The organism is Streptomyces paromomycinus, assembly GCF_003865155.1.
GTDB lineage: Bacteria > Actinomycetota > Actinomycetes > Streptomycetales > Streptomycetaceae > Streptomyces > Streptomyces chrestomyceticus.
Genome location: NZ_BHZD01000001.1, coordinates 6,952,713 through 6,972,872, shown reverse-complemented (window position 1 = coordinate 6,972,872; position 20,160 = coordinate 6,952,713). Strand labels below are relative to the sequence as shown.

The window sequence follows — 20,160 nt, the reverse complement described above, 5'->3', positions numbered from 1 at the left end:
AGCACCGGTATGAAATGGTAGAAATACGGAGCAATGCCCCCCGCGGAGAGGAGACGTCATGTCGTCGAAGCGACGCCGTAAGAAGAAGGCACGCCGGAAGAACGGCGCCAACCACGGCAGCCGTCCCCAGTCCTGAGCGGCCCCGCCCGCCGGACTCCGGACATGCGAAGACCCCCGGGACACCGTCCCGGGGGTCTTCGCTGTCTCAGGGCGCTGCGTACCCGTTACGCGGCGTCCACGACGCCCGAGGACTTCACCTCGACGTTCGCGGAGGTGGCACCGGAGCGGGAGCCCAGCCCCTCGATCTTCTTGACCAGGTCCGAGCCCTCGACGACCTCGCCGAAGACCACGTGCGCGCCGTCCAGCCACGGGGTGGCCACGGTCGTGATGAAGAACTGCGAGCCGTTGGTGTTCTTGCCGGCGTTCGCCATGGAGAGCAAGAACGGCCGGTCGTGCTTCAGCTGGAAGTTCTCGTCCTCGAAGCGGTCGCCGTAGATGCTCTTGCCGCCGGTGCCGTTGCGGCGGGTGAAGTCGCCACCCTGGAGCATGAACTCCGGGATGACCCGGTGGAAGGGCGACCCCGCGTAACCGAAGCCGTGCTCGCCGGTGGCCAGCTCGCGGAAGTTGCGCGCGGTCTTGGGGACGACGTCGTCGTACAGCTTGAAGACGATGCGGCCGGCGGCGTCGCCGTTGATGGTGATATCGAAAAATACGTTGGAACTCATGGAGCCCATCCTTCCACTTCCCCCGCCCACCCTGACGCCCCAGGGCGACGCTGGTCGCCGGCCGCCCCCGCGCTGAGCATGAAGAAAGCCTCCACCGCTCCGGTGAGGAAGTGACGCGGGACACATGGCCCCGAACCGATCGCACAGGCCGGCCGACGGCCTGCCGGGCGAACGCGACCAGCCCGGCGAAGGCGGTGGGTGCGGCGTCAGGGCCGGCCCGTCCGGGTCGTTGCGGTCACGGACAGGGGCCACGCCATGCGAAGTGGCGAGGTTCGTGGCGACCTGTTGCCACTGTGGAAGGACGGGCGCCAGATGAAGGCCCGGGAGCCGGACGTCACGAGATGCCCTTCCGCGCCTGCTGAAGCAGTACCCCTGGTCCAGCCCGAGAGCGCTTCGGCCTGTAGCCGAGGTATTACCGCAACAGCGTTAACGCGCACGCGGGTTACCCATCCAGCAGCGCACCCCGCCGCTCCGTCGGGGAGCGGCGGGGCGCGTGCGCGGACCGGCCCCGCCGGTCAGACGGCGGCTCGCCGGGCGAACTCGACCAGCCCGGCGAAGGCGGTGGGGCGCAGCATCAGGACCGGGCCGTTCAGGTCCTTGCTGTCACGGACGGGGACCACGCCGCGCGAGGCGACGAGGTTGGTGGCGACCTCTATGCAGTCGCCGCCGTTGTCACTGTATGAAGACTTGGCCCAACGAGGGGCAGGGGGATCGATTATCACAAGGTGCCCTTTCGCAACTGCTCGATCATGGCCACAGACGCCGCCTGCGACAGCGATTCGGCCTGGAGTTGATGGTAGGCCGTCATCATGGGCATCACGACCGTGGCCTCTCGGTCTAAGTTTCCCTGAGCCTGGGACTCGGCATAGCAGACCACAGACCGGTCTGGGAGCGTCAGGATGTTGACGGGCAGATTGAGCGTGCGACGCTCACCCATTTCATATGGGGCCACCTGAAGGATCGTGTTCGGCCGCGCAGCGAACTCCACTAGACGTTCCTGTTGCCTCGCCATGAGCTCGGGGCCGCCAACGGGTCGGCGGATGCAGCTTTCGTCCATGATCACAAACACCATGGGTGCACGGGGCCGAACAAGCATGGCCTGTCGCTCCGCCAGGAGCGCGACCCGTTCGTCTGCCTGGGCCCTGGTGATCGCCTCCCTCTCCACTGCGCTCTGCGCCAGTACCGCCGCGTACTCCGGCGTCTGCAACAGCCCAGGAATGATCCCGATGTTGTACAACCGGATCTCCACGGCCCGGCCCTCGTACCCGACGTACTCCGGGAACCCTTCCAGCAAACTTCCGTGCTTGATCTCACGGAACTCGCGCTCGAACGAGTTCGCGACGCCGACAAGGCCCAATGCCCTGTCGGTACTACGCGAGAACGGAAGGGTTGGAGGTTTGCGACCAGTTTCGACCGCCGAAATGTGCACGCTGGAGTACCCCATGCGTCCGGCGAGATCTTCTTGGGTCCAACCTCGCCCTTCACGCAGACTGCGCAGGCGCGCCCCGAAGGCAGCCTGCGGACTGCTGCCCGGCCTCAACTCTTTGCGGTTCAGGTGGATTCACCAGCTCTCCATGCGGGTTCGGCAAGTTGAAGGAGCACCGACTCTAGGCCACGCTGAACCCCTCCGGTAGCCAATCGACCACGGAGCGGAGTGAAATCCTCGCCGCGCAGTGAATCCCGATTGACGGGGCTGCGCGACTTGATCGTATTTCGGCGTTCCCCCCACGAACGGTGACCACAAGTGACCAATTTCCACCCCAGCCCCGGCCGGCAGAACCTCACCCGGCTCATGCGCTCACGCGGACGCGACGGCATGCTCCTTTTGCGCACCAGTAGCAGCAGTGACGCCGCCGTCAACACCCCTCAACCCGAAGGCGAGACCATGACATCTCCCGCCCCCGTACCCACCCGCAAGGAAATCCAGATCACCGGCATCCGGAGGCACGTCGCCGAGTGCGTCACGTCCGTCAAGGACGGCCCGTGCGGCGCCCGTTCGAATTCCTGGGACTCCGCCCTGCACCTGGACGTGTGGATTCGCGCCCACGCGGACGAGTACGAACACAAGAAGTTCGTGAAGCGCACGGAAGAGCCGGTCAACGTCTACACCAAGCCCACCCAGGGACGGCAGTGAGAGGCAGCGGTGACGCGTCAGCGCCCGGACGCCGGCCGCCGGGAGGCCGGTGGGCCGGCGGGCCGGCGGCCGAGAGGTTCCCCTAAGGGCGGTCGAATACTGCCGACATACTGGTGAACGGTAGGGCACCCGCAGTGTTCGCGGGGCAACTGCGCTTGTGCTGTGCGGGGTTGGCCTCAGGGGCGCAGCAGGGTGGGCTCCTACCGGGGGAAGACGACACCTGGCGGCGCGTCGCCGATGGTGGTGGTCCACGAGTCGGATCCTACGGCCCTCCGGGAGGACGTATGCGTAACCGCCACCTCACCCTGCCCACCCCCACCGCGGGAACGGTGACCACCTCGGACGACGACCAGGACCGGGCGGCTCTCGATGCACTGCTCCGCAGGCAGGAGCAAGCCTGGGCGGACAAGGACGGCGCGGCATTCGCCGCCACGTTCGCCAAGGACGCCGACCTCGTCACCTTCAACGGTGATTACCTGCGCACCCGGGAGGCGATCGCGCAAGGCATGCAGTACTACTTCGACCACTACATCGAAGACACCACGCTCCGCACGCTCGATGAACATGTGCGCTTCGTCAACCGGCGTACAGCCGTCGTCGTCCGGACGACCTGCCAGTTACCGGCGGGCGAGAGCGAGTGCCGGGCGGGCTCGGAGTCCGTCAACACCAATGTGCTGACCAAGAAGAACGGGATATGGCTCCAGCAGTCCTTCCAGAACACCCGTAAGACGGCGCTGCCTCGCTCATGACGTGACAGTCGCAGTCTCCCTCCGGCCCGGCGTCCTGCCGGGCCGGAGGGCCTTGCGACGGCTGGCGGCGGACGAGTCGGCCTGTACGCCGGGTTCTGTCACCGAAGGGCCTTGCGGCCCGTCGGGAGACGGCCATCCATCTAGGGCTGCCGTTGCCGGCAGCCTCGTGCGGTCTACCCGCGGACTCGGGCGGGCCGCCCTCGATCGTCCGCGCAGAAACACCGGGGTGTTTCCTCTTGACCTTGCTCCGGGTGGGGTTTACCTAGCCCTCCGAGTCACCTCGGAGGCTGGTGGTCTCTTACACCACCGTTTCACCCTTACCGGCGCCTTGCGGCACCGGCGGTCTGCTTTCTGTGGCACTGTCCCGCGGGTCACCCCGGGTGGGCGTTACCCACCACCCTGCCCTGTGGAGCCCGGACGTTCCTCGGGAGGATGCGGTGCATCCCCACGCGGCCGTCCGGCCGGCTCGTCCGCCGTGCGGACCATGGTACCTCCCGGTCGGCCAGGGCTTGACCTTGTCGCAGCGGCAACGTTTTTACTGTCCTTACTGGGTGCAGGAACGTATCGGGAGGGGGCGTTACGTGGACGAGGGACGCGGTGGAGGCGCCGGGCGGCGGTTACTGGCGTACGAGAAGCGGTGGATGGCCAGTCTGGGCCTGTGGGTGACGCGGCGGCGGGACGGCGTGGGGGCCGGGGAGCGTGCGCTCGGGTATGCGCGGGCGCAGGCGCCGATGTGGTACGGGCTGCTGTTCGTGTGCGTGGTGGAGACGGTCGGCGCCACGATGCTGCTCGCGAAGATTCCTGTCGCGCACTGGGTCATGCTGGTGCTGGACGTGTACACCCTGGCCCTGGTGCTGGGTCTCCAGGCCGCCGCCGTGACCCGGCCGCACGTCGTGGGGCCCGGCGGGCTGCGCGTGCGCAACGGCGCGCTGCTGGACGTGTGGATACCGCTGGAGCGGATCGCGTCCGTCCGCTACGACCTGCGCTTCCCGAAGACGGAGACGGCCGGGCGGCAGACGCAGGAGCAGGACGGTGTGCTGGAGCTGGCGGTTGCGGCGCAGACCTGTGTGACGGTCGAGCTGACCGAGCCGGTCACCGCCGTGAAGCTGCTGGGGCAGCGGGTGCAGGCCCGTACCGTGCGCTTTTACGCGGACGAGGGGCGGGCCGCGGTCGCCGCCGTCAGGGAGGCGATCGCCCACCGCGAAGAGGGGGCGGGTGCGGACGGCAGGAGCGTGATCACGCCGGTGTGAAGCGGACCGGGGACCGCCCCGGGTCGGCTTCGGTGAGGCGGACGGGCAGGCGGTGGCCCAGTGGCAGCGCCGGGACCTGCTCGCCGCCGTCGAGGCGGCCGATCACCGCCGGGTCGTCCAGGTGCACCGTGCCCCGGTCCGGCCGGTCGTCCCGGACGTCGACCACATAGCCGTCGAAGACCTCCCCGAGCCGGTGCTGCATCAGCGCCGCCTCGACCAGGTCGACGCACTCCCGCTCGACCCGGGCGGCCCGGCGGCCGCCCTCCGTCATCTCGCCGGGCAGGGCAGGCAGTGCCGTACGCACCCAGTCGGGCGGTTCCCTGCCCGCCGCGGCGGCCAGGCACAGTTCGGCGCCGTAGCGGTCGGCGAGGCGCCGCAGCGGCGCGGTGACGTGCGCGTACGGGGCGGCGACGGCGGCGTGCCGGGCGTGTTCGGGGGGCGGTGGGTCGCCGTCGAAGACGGTGTAGCCGGCGCCGCGCAGCAGGGCCGTGCAGTCCTGGAGGAAGGCGGCGTGGGTGGTGCGGGTGGGGTCGAGGGTGCGGACGAGGGCGGCGTACGAGGTGTGGGGCGGCCAGTCGACGCCGAGGGCGTGGGCGGTGCGGCGCAGGCGGGCGACGGCGCCGTCCGGGGCGGCGGGGAGCGTCCGCAGGACGCCGGTGCCGGAGGAGAGCATCAGCTCGGCCGCGGCCATGCCGGTGAGCAGGGAGATCTGGGCGTTCCAGGCGTCGGCGGGGCGGGGCGCGCGGTAGGCGAGGGTGTAGCCGTCCGGATGCTCGACGATCTCCTGCTCGGGGACGTTGAGGGAGATGCCGCCGCGGGCGACCTCTTGGTCCTCGCGGAGGCGGCCGATCGTGCGGAGGAGGGAGAGGGGCTCCTCGGCGGTGCCGGTGTCGATGGCGCGTTGCACGCCCTCGTAGTCGAGGCGGGCGCGCGAGCGGACGAGGGCACGGCGTACGTCGGTCGAGCGCAGCGCGCCGTCCGCGTCGAGGTCGAGCCGCCACAGGACGGCGGGGCGGTCCTCGTCGGGGAGCAGGCTGGCGGCGCCCTCGCCGAGGACGGGCGGGTGCAGCGGGACGTGTCCGTCGGGGAAGTACAGGGTCGTCACGCGGCGGTGTGCCTCGGCGTCCAGCGCGCCGCCGGGAGTGACGAAGGAGGCCACGTCGGCGATGGCGTAGTCGACGCGGTAGCCGCCGCCGGGGCGCCGGGAGAGGTACATCGCCTGGTCGAGGTCCATCGAGCCGGGCGGGTCGACGGTGAACAGCGGGATGTCGGTCGCGTCGGTGGCGGCGGTGTCGGCGGGCGGGTGCGGCCAGCGCGCGGCACTGTCCGCCTCGGCCTGCGCGGAGAGCGGGAACGTCTGGGGGATGTCCAGCCGCGCCCGCAGTTCCCGCAGCGCGGCACGCACGGGTGCCTCTGCTGCTGCGGTCACGCGGAGGTGGCGGCGGGGCATGTTTTTGAGCGTAGGGCGGTTGGGGGGCCGGGGCACCTCAGGGAGAGGGCGGCGGGAGGGAGCGCCGGGGCGGGGGCCCTCGGGCTGCGGTTCGTGCGTGCGGCGAACCGTAAAGTGGCGGGGCCAGTGCACAGAAGGCTAAGGAGAAGCGCGTGCTCGTGTTGTTGCCGCCGTCCGAAGGGAAGGCCGCGTCCGGGGGCGGGAAGCCGTTGGACCTGGGGGCGCTGTCCCTGGCCGGGCTGAATCCGGCGCGGGAGGCGGTGCTGGAGGAGTTGGTCGGACTGTGCGCGGCGGACGAGACGAAGGCACAGGAGGTCCTGGGGCTGAGTGACGGCCTCAAGGGCGAGATCGCCAAGAACGCCGGGCTGCGCGCGGCCGGGACCCGGCCGGCCGGGGAGATCTACACGGGCGTGCTGTACGACGCGCTGGGGCTCGCCACGCTGGACGCCGGGGCGCGGCAGCTCGCCGAGTCGTCGCTGCTGGTGTTCTCGGGGCTGTGGGGCGCGGTACGGGTGGGCGACCGGATTCCGTCGTACCGCTGTTCGATGGGGGTCAAGCTGCCGGGCCTGGGCGCGCTGGGCGCGTACTGGCGTGCGCCGATGGCCGAGGTGCTGCCCGAGGCCGCCGGGGACGGGCTGGTCCTCGACCTGCGGTCGGCGGCGTACGCGACGGCCTGGAAGCCGAAGGGCGAGGTCGCGGAGCGTACGGCGACGGTGCGGGTGCTTCAGTCGAAGATCGTGGGCGGGGTGGAGAAGCGGTCGGTGGTGAGCCACTTCAACAAGGCGACGAAGGGGCGGATGGTGCGCGACCTGCTGACGGCGGGACGGACACCGGACGGTCCCGCGGAGCTGGTCGAGGCGCTGGGCGATCTCGGGTACGTGGTGGAGGCCGAGGCGCCGGCGAAGGCGGGCAAGGCGTGGGCGATCGATGTGGTGGTGAAGGAGCTGTAGGGGCGCAGCCCTGGCGGCACCCATAGCGTTGCAGCATCCGCAACGATCGTTGCGGATGCTGCGGGACGGGCGCACTATGGGCACCGTGACTGACGCTGCCCCCTCCCCCGCCACCCCGCCCTCCGTGCTGGGCCTCGCCCCCGTGATCCCGGTCGTCGTCCTCGACGACGCGGCCGACGCCGTCCCGCTCGCCCGCGCGCTCGTGGCGGGCGGGCTGCCCGCCATCGAGGTGACGCTGCGTACGGCGGCCGCGCCGCGGGCGATACGCGCCATCGCCGACGCGGTCCCGGAGGCGGTCGTCGGCGCCGGTACGGTCCTGACCCCCGAGCACGTGGACACGGCGGTCGCGGCGGGCTCCCGCTTCCTGGTCAGCCCGGGGTGGTCGCCGCGGCTGCTGGCCGCGATGAAGGCCACCGGCCTGCCGTTCCTGCCGGGTGTCTCGACGGCGTCGGAGGTGGTGACGCTGCTCGACGAGGGCGTGACCGAGATGAAGTTCTTCCCGGCGGAGGCCGCGGGCGGCACGGCGTACCTGAAGTCGCTCGCCTCGCCGCTCCCCCGGGCCCGGTTCTGCCCGACCGGCGGTATCGGCCTGGCCTCGGCGCCCGCCTATCTGGCGCTGCCGAACGTGGGCTGCGTGGGCGGTACGTGGATGCTGCCGTCGGACGCGCTGCGCGCCAAGGACTGGGGCCGGGTGGAGCGACTGGCCCGCGAGGCCGCGGCGCTGCGCTGAGGCAGCGGCGCGGCCGGGCGGGCGCTGCGGCCGCGTGCGCCTGCGAACAACGCCGCGGCCGGGCGGGCGCTGCGCGCCGAAGCTCTACGGCGTGACGATCGGGAACGACGGGTCCGGCACCGTCAGGTAGCCGAAGACCGTGTCCGCGGCCGGCTGGTCGTCGACGTGGATACTGCCCGCCTTGACCGCCGCGTCGAAGTTCCGCTGGAACAGCGGCCCTTCGAGGACGAGCGAGTCGAACGTCGCCCTGGTCAGGGAGATGGTGGCCTGCGGCTTGCCCGCGTACAGGTCCTTGCCGTCCACGTAGACCAGCACGCCGTTGCGCAGCGTGGTGGTGCACTCCTGGCCGGTGTCGGTGAACTGCCACTGGAGGACGATCGCGGCGCGCTGCTCCTGTGCCGCCGTCGGCCCGTCCACGCTGCGTGCCATCGCCGCGAAGACCTGCTCCAGGGTCATGCTGTGGACCAGGTCCGGCGCGCCCTTGCTGGTGGGCTGCTGCGGGCCGGTGCGCAGTTCCTCGGCGCCGGTCAGATAGAAGTTGCGCCACGGCCCGTTCTCGGCGCCGTAGCCGAGCTGGGCGAAGACCTTCCTCTGGAGGGTCTTGGCGTCCTGGACCGCCTTCTCGGAGACGGTGGCGGGGTCGGCGAAGAGGACGTGGTTGAGCAGTTCGGCGATCCAGCGGTACGTCCGCGAGTCGCCCTGGGGGCTGTCGTACGCCTCCTGTGCCTTCCGCACGACGGCTTCGGCGCCGCCCATCGCCGCCACGTACCGCGTACCGGCCTCCGTCGGCGGCAGGTTCCACAGGTGGGCGGGATTTCCGTCGAACCAGCCCATGTACCGCTGGTACACCGCTTTGAAGTTGTGGCTGAGGGAACCGTAATAGCCCTGGTTGTACCAGTGCTCGGCGAGACCGGAGGGCAGGTGCTGGAGTTCCTCGGCGATCTCGATTCCGGTGTGGCCCCGGTTGATGAGCCGCAGCGTCTGGTCGTTGAGGTACGCGTACATGTCCCGTTGATTGCTGAGGAATTCAAGGATGCTTTCCTTGCCCCAGCGCGGCCAGTGGTGCGAGGCGAATTCGGTTTCGGTGTGCTCGCCGAAGGTCTGGATCGCGTCGGTGAGGTATTTCGCCCAGGCGTGTGCGTCCCGCACCTGGGCGCCGCGCAGGCTGAGGATGTTGTGCTGGTTGTGGGTGGCGTTCTCCGCCATGCACAGGGCGCGCAGTTCGGGGAGGTAGATGTTCATCTCCGCGGGGGCCTCGGTGCCGGGCGTCAGCTGGAAGAGCAGCCGTACGCCGTCGATGACGCGGCGGTGCAGCCCCTCCCGCCACGGGATGACGTCGGCGGGCGACCAGTCGTCGCTGGTCACGGCCTGGGCGCTGCCGATGTAGTCGGTCGGCGGCAGCAGGGTGACCTCACCGGTGGAGACGGTCAGGCCCAGGCCCGAACCGACCTGCGCGTACGGGCTCTTGCCCAGCTCCGCCGCGTACATGTACTCGGCGCGGCGCTGCATCGCCGGGCCCGCGTAGACGTTCTCGCTGACGGCGTGCTCCAGGAACCCGTCGGGCGCGACGACCGGGAGGCCGGCGGGAATCTCGTCGTTCCGCTCGGCGAACAAGCCGCGGGCGCCGCCGAAGTGGTCGACGTGGCTGTGGGTGTAGATCAGCGCGCGGACCGGGTTCCGGTTCCCGGTGGTGTCGCGGTACAGCTTCAGGGCGGCCTGCGCGGTCTCGTAGCAGGCCAGCGGGTCGATGACGATGAGCCCCTGGTCGCCCTCGATGATCGTCATGTTGGACAGGTCGTAGCCGCGCACCTGGTAGACACCGCCGCGGGCGCCGGAGGTGACCTGGAACAGTCCGGCCACCGCGGTGAGCCGGCCCTGGCGCCACAGGCTCGGACTGACGGTCGGGGGCGCCTGATCGTCACCGTCGGTCAGGAAGTCGTACGCGGTGAAGCTCCACACCACCTTGCCGCTGTCCGACCGGGAGTAGATCACCGGTACGTCCGGCTGCGCCAGGAGCCCCCGCTGCGCGTCCTCGAAGTCCTGCGAGCCGCTCTGCCGGAGGCGCTCCGCCGCCTTCCGGTTGGCCGCCGCGACGGACGCGGAAATCTCGACGGGCTCGGTGTACTCGCTGGGCATACCAACCTCCGTACAGGCATGCGGAATTCACGCATGTGGCGAGGGAAAAGGCGCTGGTCGCGCCGTGGTTGCGAGTGACGTTATGGAACCGGTGCACGGGTTACAAGGAACCAATCAAGCCAGCAGCGGTAACCGGTCCCGCACCGGAGAAAAGCGCAGGATTCACGCCAGATGAAAGGGGCTGGAATGGAGGGGGCGGGAGGCCGGCAGCGGCACGGAAAAAACCGACCGGTGATACGGAAAACCGCCCGCGGCCCTTCTGGGGCACACGGGCGGGGAGGTTCCTCAAGGCGCCTCAGGGACGCACGGTCCGCAGCGTCAGCGCAGATGCGCCGTCTCGTTCAGCAGCCGTACCGACGCGTTCCCGTCGGAGTAGTACGCGACGGCCGACAGGGACGCGGCGGAGAGCTCCATCCGGAACAGGGAGTCCGGCGGGGCGCCGAGGGCGAGCCGTACCAGCGTCTTGACCGGGGTGACGTGCGTGACCAGCAGCACCGTACGGCCCGCGTACCGGGCCAGCAGCTTGTCGCGGGAGAGGGCGACGCGGCGGGCGACCGAGGCGAAGGACTCGCCGCCGGTCGGCGCGGCCTTGGCGGAGCCGAGCCAGGCGGCCAGGTCCTCGGGGTGGCGCTCCTGGACCTCGGCGAAGGTCAGCCCCTCCCAGGCGCCGAAGTCGGTCTCGCGCAGCCCCTCGTCGACGCGTACGTCCAGGCCGAGGCGGGCCGCGACGGTCTCGGCCGTCTGCCGGCAGCGCTTGAGCGGCGAGCTGACGACGGCCTGGACGGTGCCCCGGGCCGCGAGCGCGGCGGCGACCGCAGCGACCTGCCGGTGCCCGGCCTCGGACAGCTCCGGGTCGGAGCCGCCGCTGCCGGAGAACCGCTTCTGCGGTGTCAGCGCGGTCTCGCCGTGCCGCAGCAGGACGAGGGTGGTCGGCGCGCCCAGGTCGGCGGGCGCCCAGCCGGCCGGCGGCGTCTTCGGCCCGTCGGCCGTACCGGTCTCCGCGGCCTCGGCCGCCGCGTCGGCCGCGCGGGCGGCGGCACTGCGCGCCGGGCCGCCCGCGTCCAGCTCGGCACGGGAGTCGCGCGGCTCCCACTGCCGGCCGGCCTTGCCCGCGTCCATGGCCTCGTTGGCGAGCCGGTCGGCGTGCTTGTTCTCCTCGCGCGGGATCCACTCGTACGTCACCCGCGAGGGCGGGAAGACGCTGCGCGCCTCCGCCGCCAGCGGCCGCATGTCCGGGTGCTTGATCTTCCAGCGCCCGGACATCTGCTCGACGACGAGCTTGGAGTCCATCCGCACCCGGACGTCCGCCTCGGGGTCCAGCGCGTGCGCGGCGCGCAGACCGGCCAGCAGCCCCCGGTACTCGGCGACGTTGTTGGTCGCCGTGCCGATGTACTCGGCGGCCTCGGCGAGCGCCTGCCCGGTCTCCGGGTCGATGACGACCGCGCCGTAGCCCGCGGGCCCCGGGTTGCCCCGGGACCCGCCGTCGGCCTCGACGACGAACGTACGGGCCACGGTCTACAGGCCCGAGTCGGGCGTGCGCACCAGGATGCGGCTGCAGTTCTCGCAGCGCACGACCTTGTCGGCGGGCGCGCTGCGCACGTCGTTCAGCTCGGTGATGTCCAGCTCCAGGCGGCAGCCCTCGCAGCGGCGCTGGTAGAGGCGGGCCGCGCCGAGGCCGCCCTGCTTCTCGCGCAGCCGGTCGTAGAGCTTGAGCAGGTCGGCGGGGATGTCGGCGACGGTCAGCGCGCGCTCCTTGCGGACCGTGTCGGCCTCGGCGTCGATCTCGGCCCAGGCGGCGTCCCGGCGGCCGGTGGCGTCGTTGACCTTGGCCTGGACGGACTCCACGCGCCCGGTCAGCTCGGTGACCCGCTCCTGGGCGGACTCGCGGCGCTCCATGACCTCCAGGACGACGTCCTCCAGGTCGCCCTGGCGCTTGGCGAGGGAGGCGATCTCCTTCTGGAGGTTCTCCAGGTCCTTGGGCGAGGTGATGGCGCCGGAGTCCAGGCGCTGCTGGTCGCGGGCGGCGCGCTGGCGCACCTGGTCCACGTCCTGCTCCGCCTTGGTCTGCTCGCGGGTGGTGTCGCTCTCCTCGGTCTGCGCGGCGACGAGCAGGTCGCGCTGCTGGGTGAGGTCGCCCTCCAGGGTCTGGATCTCGGCCAGCTCGGGGAGGTTCTTGCGCTTGTGCGCGAGCTGGCTGAGCCTCACGTCCAGGGCCTGGACGTCGAGGAGGCGGATCTGGTCGGCGGGCGCGGCGTTCAGCGGGGGGCTCCTGATGTATTCGTCGGGGTCGTGCGGGCGTCGGACGCCGCGTGGGCGGTCCAGGGGTCGGTGACCGTGCGCGACACATGGGTGCGCAGGTTCCAGCCGTGCCGGTCGGAAATCTCGTCGAGCTGGGCCGCGGCCTGCTCGCACCAGGGCCACTCGGTGGCCCAGTGGGCGGCGTCCAGCAGCGCCAGCGGGCTCTTCTGGGTCGCCTCGGAGGCGGGGTGGTGGCGCAGGTCGGCGGTGAGGAACGCGTCCACACCGGCCGCCCGTACGTCGTCGAAGAGGCTGTCGCCGGAGCCGCCGGAGACGGCGACCGTGCGGATCGTACGGTCCGGGTCGCCGGCGATCCGGACGCCCTGCGCGGTGGCGGGCAGCCGGGCGGCGGCGTACGGGCCGAACTCCGCGAGCGTCATCGGGCGCGGCAGCTCGCAGATCCGGCCCAGGCCGCGGCGGCCGTGCGGGTCGGTGTCGTCCGGCACCAGCGGACGCAGGATCCGCAGGTCCAGCGCGCCGGCCAGGGCGTCGGAGACGCCGGGGTCGGCGGTGTCGGCGTTGGTGTGCGCGACGTGCAGCGCGACATCGTTCTTGATCAGTGTGTGCACGACGCGGCCCTTGAAGGTGCCGGCCGCGACCGTGGTCGTACCGCGCAGGTAGAGCGGGTGGTGCGTGACGAGCAGGTCGGCGCCGAGCCGGACCGCCTCGTCGGCGATCTCCTGCACGGGGTCGACGGCGAACAGGACCCGGCGCACCTCGGCGTCCGGATCACCGCAGACCGTGCCGACGGCGTCCCACGATGCGGCCCGCTCGGGGGGCCAGAGGGCGTCGAGCGCGGCAAGGACTTCAGACAGTACGGGCACGGGTGGAAGGTTACCTCCCAGCCGTACCGGTGTGCCGGGCCGCTTCGGGCGGCGGTCCGGCAGGCCGGGGGCCGCGCGGCCGCCGGGGCGTACCGCCAGGACGGGCTCCGCCGGGGCGCTCCGGCGCCGTGGCCGTGCCCGCCGCCGCCCCGGCCTGCCGCACAGAGCACATCCACCCCCACACCTCAAGGCGAACCGGACATCGGCCACTCTTTTGCGTGAAGTGCCGCAACCTTCCCTGCTCGTTTGAGAGTGCGAAAACTAGCTTCGACCGCACTGACTGGAGGTGAGCACCCGATGACAGCCTGTGTCACCGAGGACGCCGCGGCGCCGGACACCTGGCAGCACGGCGCGGCGCTGACGATCGCCGCCGACGGCTCCTACGCCGCCCGGCTCGCGCGGCACGCGAGCACCGGGAGCTGGTACCCCGAGCGCTGGACGCTGGCGGGGCCCGAGCCGTACGCGGTCCCGCTGCCCGGCCACCAGCCCGAGGAGGCGGACACCGGGCTGCTGCCCCTCACGGACGGCCGGGTGCTGATCCGGCGCCGGGCCGCGGACCGCTGCACGCTCGGCCTGCTGTACCCGACCGGTCCGGGCACCGGCGAGCTGCCGCTGGGCGCCGTCGAGGCGGCGGAGCTGACGCTGCTGCCCGCCGCGCCGTGCGGCTCGCGCGCGTACGCGCTGGCGCCCGGCGAGCACTCCACCGTGCTGTGGCTGGTGCACGACGGCCGGCAGTCCACCGTCCCCGGCCGGGCGCGCTCCGTCCCCGCCTGCGTCGCCGAGATCGAGGGCCGCTGCACGGGCGGCGTCTGGCTGGACCGTACGGGCCGGCTGCTGGCCCTGGACCAGGAGCTGGCGGGGCGCACCAAGACGGTCGCGGTCGACCTGGAGCGCGGCGGTGAGATCAGCCCGCTGCTCCAGATCACCGAGGAGAGCAACGACCGGCTGCTGCTGGCCGACCCGGACAGCGGGCTGCTGGTGCTGCGGTCGGACGCGGCGGGGCACGACCGGCTGGGCTGGGGCGTGCTCGGCAGCGCGCTGCCGGTGCGTTTCCCGGAGTGCCTGCGGCTGCCGGACGCGGCGCTCCGGCCGTTCGCCGTGCAGTCGGGACAGGCGCTGGCGCCGGAGAGCAGCGCGGTGGCGTTCCGTGTGGACGCGGCCGCCGGGACCTGGCTGGGCGTCTGGCGGCCGGCGGAGCGCCGGCTGCGTCAGCTGCCGCCGCCGCGCGGCTGGCTGGCGGGCACCGGGCTGTGGACGCGGGACGGTGAACTGCGGCTGCCGTTCGAGACACCGGCGGTGCCGTGCGGGGTGGCCCGGCTGCCCGCACAGGCCACGGGGGCGCAGACCCGGGATGCCGCGCCCCTCGTGCTGTCCGGCGGTGCCGGGCGCCGCGCGGAGCCGTCCGGCGTGCCCTGTTTCGCCGGTGATCCCTGCGGTGCTCCCTCCGGCGACCTGTCACCCACCGGTTTCCCGGTCAGAGCGGCACGATGGGTACGTATCCCCGCAACTCCCGCGGGGATGCCCGTCCGTACGCAGCCACCGCCCGCCCCCTCCACATCATCCTCACAAACGGAACCCGTGACGCAGGAACCGTTCGACGCTGCCGGACATCCCTCTCCGTGCAGACCGGTGCCGCTGCAACAGGCGCCGCTGGCGGTCCGGGAGGCCCGGTAGAGCAAGATCGTTCGCTTCGTTAGTATCGGCGGTCGACCGGCCGCCGACGGCATCTCGCCGCGGCACTTCCCAGTGGTGACTGGGAGAGGTCCGACGCGTACCGCCGTAAGCGATCCGACGGAGTGACTCCCCGCATGTCCGAAGCCCGAACCGATACGACCCAGGCGCGCCCGCAGGACGCCGGCCGGGCCGCCACGGCGGCAGGCGCCGGCAGACACCGCGGCCCGGCCGCCTCGGAGGACACCGAGGCGTCCCCGAACGGCAGGCACCGCCGGGACCAGCAGCCCCAGGACGCCTGAGAGCCCGCGTCCGGGTTTCCGGGGCGCCCCCCCGGACCGGGCGCCACCCGACGGCCGTGACCTCCGTACCGCCCGGTCAGGGGTACGGCGGGCACGGCCGTCGGGTGTGTGCGGGGCCGGAGGGCTCGCCTCAGGAGGCCGGAGGACGCGGCTGGTTCAGGAGGCCGGAGGACGCGGCTGGTTCCGGAGGCCGGAGGGTTCACCTCCGCTTGAGGCCGAGCACCTCCGCCGCCGCGAACGTCTCGTGCGGCGGGCGCTCCGCGTAGTACGGCGTCAGCACACCGTCCAGCTCCGCGTACGTGAAGGCGTCCTTCGCGGTGTCGAACTGCGCCGCCACCTTGGGCCGTTCGACCACCGCGACCATGCCGCCGTGCACCACGAGCAGCTGCCCGTTGACCCGCGCCGCGGCGGGCGAGGCCAGATAGCCGACGAGGGGCGCGACGTGTTCGGGGGCCAGCGCGTCGAGGGCGCCGTCCCCCGGCACCTCGAACCCGGCGAAGACGTCCTCGGTCATCCGGGTGCGGGCGCGCGGGCAGATGGCGTTGACGGTGACCCCGTACTTGGCCAGGGCGAGCGCCGAGGAGGTGGTGAGGCCGACGATGCCGCCCTTGGCCGCCGCGTAGTTGGGCTGGCCCGCCGAGCCCGCGAGGAACGCCTCGGACGAGGTGTTGACGATCCGCCCGTACACGGCTTCGCCGGCGGCCTTGGACCGTTCGCGCCAGTGGGCGGCGGCGAAGTGCGTGGTGTTGAAGTGGCCCTTGAGGTGGACGCGGATCACCGAGTCCCACTCGTCCTCCGTCATGGAGAACACCATCCGGTCGCGCAGGATGCCCGCGTTGTTGACCAGGACGTCCAGCTTGCCCCAGCGGTCCACGGCCTGCTGGACCAGGCCGCGGGCCGTCGCGTGGTCCGCGACGTCACCGGCGTGCGCGACGGCCTCGCCGCCCGCCGCGCGGATCTCGGCGGCGGTCTCCTCGGCCGGGTCCGCCGACGCGGCGCCGGAACCGTCGCGGCCGGGCTGCCCGTAGTCGTTGACGACGACGGCCGCGCCGAGCCGGGCGAGTTCCAGCGCCTCCGCCCGGCCCAGGCCGCGGCCCGCCCCGGTGACGATCGCGGTCAGGCCGGCGAGCGGCCGTTCGGTGGGAGCAGTCACGTTCTCGGCTTCCTCTCGTTCGTCGGGGGCGTGCCGCCCGCGCCGGGACGGGTCACATCTCGATGCACGTACGGAGCGCGACACCGGTCCGCATCTGCTCCAGCGCCTCGTTGATCTCCGGAAGCCGGACCCGGTGGGTGATCAGCCCCTCCAGGTCGATCCGGCCCGCCCGCCACAGCGCGATGACCTGCTCGTACGAGCGCAGCACGGCCCCGCCCCCGTAGAGCGACGGCAGGATGCGCTTCTCGTCGAAGAACAGCTCGAACATGTTGACCCGGAAGTGATCGTCCATCGCCCCCGCGCCGACCACGCAGAGCGTGCCGCCGCGCCGGGTCGTCTCGTAGGCGGTGCGGGCGGTGGCGGACCTGCCGACGACCTCGAAGACGTAGTCGAAGCCCTCGCCCGCGGTGATCCGCTGGATGGCGTCGGCCAGTTCCTCCGGGGCGACCGCTTCCGTGGCGCCGAAGCGCAGCGCCGCCTCGCGGCGCGCGGCCACCGGGTCCACCGCGACGATCTGCGCGGCGCCGCACACCCGCGCGCCCTGCACGGCCGAGATCCCGACGCCGCCGCAGCCGATCACCGCGACCGACGCGCCGGGCGCCACCCGCGCGGTGTTCACCGCGGCGCCCAGCCCCGTCGTCACACCGCACCCGACCAGCGCCGCGATCTCGTACGGCACGTCGTCCGGGATCGGTACGGCGCAGTTGGCGGCGACCACCACCTCCTCCGCGAAGGTGCCGGTGCCCGCGAAGCCGAAGACGTCGCACGGGTCGGCGCCGGGACGGCGGAAGTTGGGGGTGCCGGCGTTCATGAACCCGGCCAGGCACAGGTGGGTCTGGCCGCGCTTGCAGGACGGACACGTACCGCAGGCGGGCAGCCAGCACATCAGCACCCGGTCCCCCGCCGTCAGCCCCTCGACACCGTCGCCCACCTCCACGATCTCGCCCGCGCCCTCGTGGCCGGGGACGAAGGGCGCGGGCTGCGGCAGCACCCCGCTCATCGCGGACAGGTCGGAGTGGCACAGCCCGGTGGCCCGGATGCGGATGCGCACCTTGCCCGGCCCGAACCCCACCGCCTCGACGCCGTCGAGGACTTCCAGCTTCTCCTGCCCTGTCTGGTGCTGAATCGCTGCGCGCATGTGCGCTCCCTTCGCGGGGCGGCCAGAGTGGGGTGGTCATGTACGGCCGGGCGTGTCCTTACACACCCGGCGAGCCGGTCTCGACGACGGTGTCCGCCAGCACCGGCGCGTCCTCCCGATCGGCCGCCGTGACCGACACCAGGACCCGCTCCGGCTCCCGCCACATACGGACGCGCAGCGTCTCGCCGGGGAAGACCACCCCGGCGAACCGGGTGGTGTACGCGGCGACGCGCGCCACGTCGCCGCCCAGCACCTCGTCCACCACCGCCTTCAGCGTGATGCCGTAGGTGCACAGCCCGTGCAGGATCGGCCGGTCGAAGCCGGCCAGCTTCGCGAACTCGGGGTCGGCGTGCAGGGGGTTCCAGTCGCCGGACAGGCGGTAGAGCAGGGCCTGGTCCTCCCGTACGGTCCGTTCGACGGTACGGTCCGGCGCGCGCTCGGGAAGTTCCCGCCGGCTGGACGGGCCCCGCTCCCCGCCGAAGCCGCCCTCCCCCTTGACGAAGATCTGCGTGTCGCACGTCCACAGCGGCCCGTCGTCGTCGGCCGTCTCGGAGCGCAGCACGATGACCGCGGCCTTCCCCTTGTCGTACACGGCGGGCACGGTGGACGTCTGGACGGCCCGGCCCCGTACGGGCAGCGGACGGTGCACGGTCACGGTCTGGCCGCCGTGCAGGACGGCGGCCAGGTCCACGTCGATGCCGGGCGCGGAGAGGCCGCCGGCCAGCGCCATGCCGCCGCCCGCCACCGTCGCGAAGCTGGGCAGGACGTGCAGTCTGCTCTCCAGGGTGTAGCGCAGCTCGCCGGGGCCGGTGGCGGGCACGCCGGCGCCGATGCCGAGGTGGTAGAGCAGGACGTCCTTCGGCTCCCAGGCGAGTTCGGTGGTCCGCGGCTCGGCGGAGGTGGCCTTGGCGGCGTCGATGGGCATGGGGCTGCTGCTCCTTCACCACGGTGGGAAGACCCCGGCCCGGCCGTCCGCACCGTCGGCCGTGCCGGGGTCGCCTGCGGTCGGCCGTCGCGTCGGCGGTCCGGCGGTACGGGGCCGGCCACGGCGTCCGGCCCACCGTTCTAGAACGCGTTCTATCCGACGGCTCCCATGTATAGCCGATCCGGCGGAAGCCCGGAACCCCTGACGCCCCGTCAGGTGGGCGCGACGCCCCCGCCCGCCCGGCTCTGTGACATTTGTCGGTACCGACCGCGTACATTCACCCCTGCCGGGGCCGCGGGCGCCGTCGGTAGCGTCGCGGACGGAGTACGGACAGCGGCGCGGAACAGGGAAGAGGCAGTACGGAACGTGCGCAGGAACCGGCAGACCGAAGCGGACAGCCAGGACGGACGGGGCGGCCTGGAGGCGCAGGAGGCGCGGGACGCGTGTGACGGGCGGGGCCGGCTCGGCCGCCGCCGTACCCGTAAGCCCACCGCGCCGGGCTGGTCCGGTCTGCTCGACGTACCGGTCGAACCGCACAAGGGTGCCGGGGCCGAAGAAAGCGACGGGCGCGACTCCACCAAGGGCAAGGGCCCGCGTGCCTACACCTTCCTGCCGTGGCTGCTGATGGGCATGGGCGCCCTGTCCAACATCATCAGCGGCAAGTCCCAGAACACGTGGCTGGCGGGCGTCGGGCTGCTCGCCTTCAACTCCCTCTACATCTTCGTCGTCTTCTCCGCCTTCAACCCCCGCTACCGCGACTCCCGCGTCCCCGTGTACGGGCTCGCCGCCCTGACCGCGGTCACTTACACCATCTCCATCGCCTTCGGCCACGCCTGGCTGCTGTTCTTCCCGCTCCTGTCCCTGGCCTCCGGCGCGGTCCGGGCGATCCGCGGCAAGCCCCACTTCATCCTGCTGTTCGTCCTCAGCGGCTCCGCCGGCACCATCGCGGGACGGCTCGTCGGCGACCACTGGGAGGCCGCCGCCATCGGCTACGGCACCTTCATCTCCGGCATGGTCACCGCGACCGTCCTGAGCCTCTTCGACACCGTCAAGCAGCTCGACGCGACCCGCCAGGAGCTGGCCCGCACCGCCGTGGAGAAGGAACGCCTGCGCTTCTCCCGGGACCTGCACGACCTGCTCGGCCACACCCTGTCGGTGATCGTGGTCAAGGCGGAGGCGGTACGGCGGCTGGCGCCGCGCGACCTCGACGCGGCGCTGGCCCAGACCGCCGACATCGAGGCGGTCGGCCGCCAGGCGCTCACCGAGATCCGCGAAGCGGTCACCGGCTACCGCGAGGGCAGCCTGAGCACCGAGTTGGACCGCGCCCGGTCCGCCCTGGAGGGCGCCGGCATCGAACCCGTCGTACGCCAGTCCGGGCCGCCGCTGCCCCCGCAGGCGAGCGCGCTGCTCGGCTGGGTCGTCCGTGAAGGTGTCACCAACACCGTGCGGCACAGCGGCGCGACCCGCTGCGAGATCGAGGTCCGCACCGACGCCGCCGGCGACCGGGCCCGCCTCACCGTCACCGACGACGGCCACGGCCCCGCCCCGGCCGCCACTCCTCCCGTGACCGGCGGCACCGGCCTCAAGGGCCTCACCGAACGCCTCGCGGCCGCCGGCGGCACGCTGGACACCGGGCCGGACGGCCGCCGGGGATTCCGACTGGTGGCGGAGCTGCCGTTGGGCGGCGAGGAGCCGATGAGGCGCTAGCGTGTTCCTTACCGCACA

20 protein-coding genes and 1 other RNA gene are annotated in these 20,160 nt (G+C 72.3%); 9 read left to right on the top strand and 12 right to left on the bottom strand.

Annotation, left to right across the window (positions count from 1 at the left end; genetic code table 11):
- Nucleotides 1-58 precede the first annotated feature (58 nt).
- On the top strand, nucleotides 59-136 hold the full coding sequence (locus OEIGOIKO_RS44000) for a 50S ribosomal protein bL37 (RefSeq protein ID WP_370443954.1): 78 nt from the start codon (nucleotides 59-61) through the stop codon (nucleotides 134-136).
- Nucleotides 137-224: 88 nt separating this feature from the next.
- On the opposite strand, the gene OEIGOIKO_RS30065 is transcribed toward OEIGOIKO_RS44000, so the two are convergent.
- The 3 genes from OEIGOIKO_RS30065 to OEIGOIKO_RS30055 all read right to left on the bottom strand — a co-directional run bounded on the left by OEIGOIKO_RS30065 (nucleotide 225) and on the right by OEIGOIKO_RS30055 (nucleotide 2,280).
- Nucleotides 225-725 carry a peptidylprolyl isomerase gene (locus OEIGOIKO_RS30065; RefSeq protein ID WP_125056673.1) on the bottom strand — a complete coding sequence of 167 codons (501 nt, stop codon included), beginning with the start codon at nucleotides 723-725 and terminating at the stop codon, nucleotides 225-227.
- 515 nt (nucleotides 726-1,240) lie between these two features.
- Complete coding sequence (locus OEIGOIKO_RS30060; RefSeq protein WP_125059137.1) at nucleotides 1,241-1,441, bottom strand: DUF397 domain-containing protein; 201 nt, start codon at nucleotides 1,439-1,441, stop codon at nucleotides 1,241-1,243.
- Between the two features lie 2 nt (nucleotides 1,442-1,443).
- The gene (locus OEIGOIKO_RS30055; RefSeq protein WP_125056672.1) at nucleotides 1,444-2,280 is read right to left on the bottom strand and encodes a helix-turn-helix domain-containing protein; all 837 of its coding nucleotides are present in this window, start codon (nucleotides 2,278-2,280) and stop codon (nucleotides 1,444-1,446) included.
- Between the two features lie 330 nt (nucleotides 2,281-2,610).
- Here OEIGOIKO_RS30055 and OEIGOIKO_RS30050 point away from each other — a divergent pair, with 330 nt between their 5' ends.
- Nucleotides 2,611-2,859, top strand: a complete 249-nt coding sequence (locus tag OEIGOIKO_RS30050) for a DUF7848 domain-containing protein (protein WP_125056671.1) — start codon at nucleotides 2,611-2,613, stop codon at nucleotides 2,857-2,859.
- 284 nt (nucleotides 2,860-3,143) lie between these two features.
- Nucleotides 3,144-3,608 carry an SgcJ/EcaC family oxidoreductase gene (locus tag OEIGOIKO_RS30045; protein ID WP_125056670.1) on the top strand — a complete coding sequence of 155 codons (465 nt, stop codon included), beginning with the start codon at nucleotides 3,144-3,146 and terminating at the stop codon, nucleotides 3,606-3,608.
- 68 nt (nucleotides 3,609-3,676) lie between these two features.
- On the opposite strand, the gene rnpB is transcribed toward OEIGOIKO_RS30045, so the two are convergent.
- Nucleotides 3,677-4,077: RNase P RNA component class A (gene rnpB, locus OEIGOIKO_RS30040), an RNA gene on the bottom strand.
- 112 nt (nucleotides 4,078-4,189) lie between these two features.
- Here rnpB and OEIGOIKO_RS30035 point away from each other — a divergent pair.
- Nucleotides 4,190-4,858, top strand: a complete 669-nt coding sequence (locus OEIGOIKO_RS30035) for a hypothetical protein (RefSeq protein WP_125056669.1) — start codon at nucleotides 4,190-4,192, stop codon at nucleotides 4,856-4,858.
- Here the strand turns inward: OEIGOIKO_RS30035 and OEIGOIKO_RS30030 are convergent.
- Nucleotides 4,845-6,308, bottom strand: coding sequence for an RNB domain-containing ribonuclease (locus OEIGOIKO_RS30030; protein WP_125056668.1), 1,464 nt, complete (start codon nucleotides 6,306-6,308; stop codon nucleotides 4,845-4,847). The two genes, OEIGOIKO_RS30035 and OEIGOIKO_RS30030, sit on opposite strands and share 14 nt — an antisense overlap.
- 152 nt (nucleotides 6,309-6,460) lie before the next feature.
- Here OEIGOIKO_RS30030 and yaaA point away from each other — a divergent pair, with 152 nt between their 5' ends.
- Complete coding sequence (gene yaaA / locus OEIGOIKO_RS30025; protein WP_125056667.1) at nucleotides 6,461-7,258, top strand: peroxide stress protein YaaA; 798 nt, start codon at nucleotides 6,461-6,463, stop codon at nucleotides 7,256-7,258.
- 76 nt (nucleotides 7,259-7,334) lie between these two features.
- Nucleotides 7,335-7,988 (top strand): bifunctional 4-hydroxy-2-oxoglutarate aldolase/2-dehydro-3-deoxy-phosphogluconate aldolase, encoded by a 654-nt coding sequence (gene eda, locus OEIGOIKO_RS30020; RefSeq protein ID WP_174857240.1) that lies wholly within the window; start codon nucleotides 7,335-7,337, stop codon nucleotides 7,986-7,988.
- Nucleotides 7,989-8,072: 84 nt separating this feature from the next.
- On the opposite strand, the gene OEIGOIKO_RS30015 is transcribed toward eda, so the two are convergent.
- The 4 genes from OEIGOIKO_RS30015 to OEIGOIKO_RS30000 all read right to left on the bottom strand — a co-directional run bounded on the left by OEIGOIKO_RS30015 (nucleotide 8,073) and on the right by OEIGOIKO_RS30000 (nucleotide 13,246).
- Nucleotides 8,073-10,124, bottom strand: coding sequence for an alkyl/aryl-sulfatase (locus OEIGOIKO_RS30015; protein WP_125056665.1), 2,052 nt, complete (start codon nucleotides 10,122-10,124; stop codon nucleotides 8,073-8,075).
- A gap of 318 nt (nucleotides 10,125-10,442) precedes the next feature.
- Entirely contained in the window at nucleotides 10,443-11,636 is a 1,194-nt protein-coding gene (locus OEIGOIKO_RS30010) for a bifunctional RNase H/acid phosphatase (protein WP_125056664.1), read from the bottom strand.
- A gap of 3 nt (nucleotides 11,637-11,639) precedes the next feature.
- Nucleotides 11,640-12,383: a zinc ribbon domain-containing protein gene (locus OEIGOIKO_RS30005; protein WP_218040068.1), complete on the bottom strand. Its 744-nt coding sequence runs from the start codon at nucleotides 12,381-12,383 to the stop codon at nucleotides 11,640-11,642.
- A complete protein-coding gene (locus tag OEIGOIKO_RS30000; protein WP_125056663.1) occupies nucleotides 12,380-13,246 on the bottom strand; it encodes a Nif3-like dinuclear metal center hexameric protein in 867 nt (288 codons plus the stop codon). Before OEIGOIKO_RS30000 ends, OEIGOIKO_RS30005 begins: the two co-directional genes overlap by 4 nt.
- A gap of 297 nt (nucleotides 13,247-13,543) precedes the next feature.
- Between OEIGOIKO_RS30000 and OEIGOIKO_RS29995 the strand changes: the two genes are divergently transcribed.
- Both OEIGOIKO_RS29995 and OEIGOIKO_RS41890 read left to right on the top strand, forming a co-directional pair.
- A complete protein-coding gene (locus OEIGOIKO_RS29995; RefSeq protein ID WP_125056662.1) occupies nucleotides 13,544-14,920 on the top strand; it encodes a hypothetical protein in 1,377 nt (458 codons plus the stop codon).
- Between the two features lie 134 nt (nucleotides 14,921-15,054).
- Entirely contained in the window at nucleotides 15,055-15,219 is a 165-nt protein-coding gene (locus tag OEIGOIKO_RS41890) for a hypothetical protein (protein ID WP_170251918.1), read from the top strand.
- A 199-nt stretch (nucleotides 15,220-15,418) separates the two neighbouring features.
- Here OEIGOIKO_RS41890 and OEIGOIKO_RS29990 read toward each other — a convergent pair whose 3' ends face one another.
- Genes OEIGOIKO_RS29990 through OEIGOIKO_RS29980 form a run of 3 tightly spaced genes read right to left on the bottom strand, consistent with a single transcriptional unit; the run spans nucleotide 15,419 to nucleotide 18,435 of the window.
- Nucleotides 15,419-16,372 (bottom strand): 3-oxoacyl-ACP reductase, encoded by a 954-nt coding sequence (locus OEIGOIKO_RS29990; protein ID WP_125056661.1) that lies wholly within the window; start codon nucleotides 16,370-16,372, stop codon nucleotides 15,419-15,421.
- A gap of 52 nt (nucleotides 16,373-16,424) precedes the next feature.
- On the bottom strand, nucleotides 16,425-17,510 hold the full coding sequence (locus tag OEIGOIKO_RS29985; RefSeq protein ID WP_125056660.1) for a Zn-dependent alcohol dehydrogenase: 1,086 nt from the start codon (nucleotides 17,508-17,510) through the stop codon (nucleotides 16,425-16,427).
- A 58-nt stretch (nucleotides 17,511-17,568) separates the two neighbouring features.
- Complete coding sequence (locus OEIGOIKO_RS29980; RefSeq protein WP_125056659.1) at nucleotides 17,569-18,435, bottom strand: MaoC/PaaZ C-terminal domain-containing protein; 867 nt, start codon at nucleotides 18,433-18,435, stop codon at nucleotides 17,569-17,571.
- Between the two features lie 510 nt (nucleotides 18,436-18,945).
- On the opposite strand from OEIGOIKO_RS29980, the gene OEIGOIKO_RS29975 reads away from it, so the two are divergent.
- The gene (locus tag OEIGOIKO_RS29975) at nucleotides 18,946-20,142 is read left to right on the top strand and encodes a sensor histidine kinase (protein ID WP_371859031.1); all 1,197 of its coding nucleotides are present in this window, start codon (nucleotides 18,946-18,948) and stop codon (nucleotides 20,140-20,142) included.
- Nucleotides 20,143-20,160: the final 18 nt, after the last annotated feature.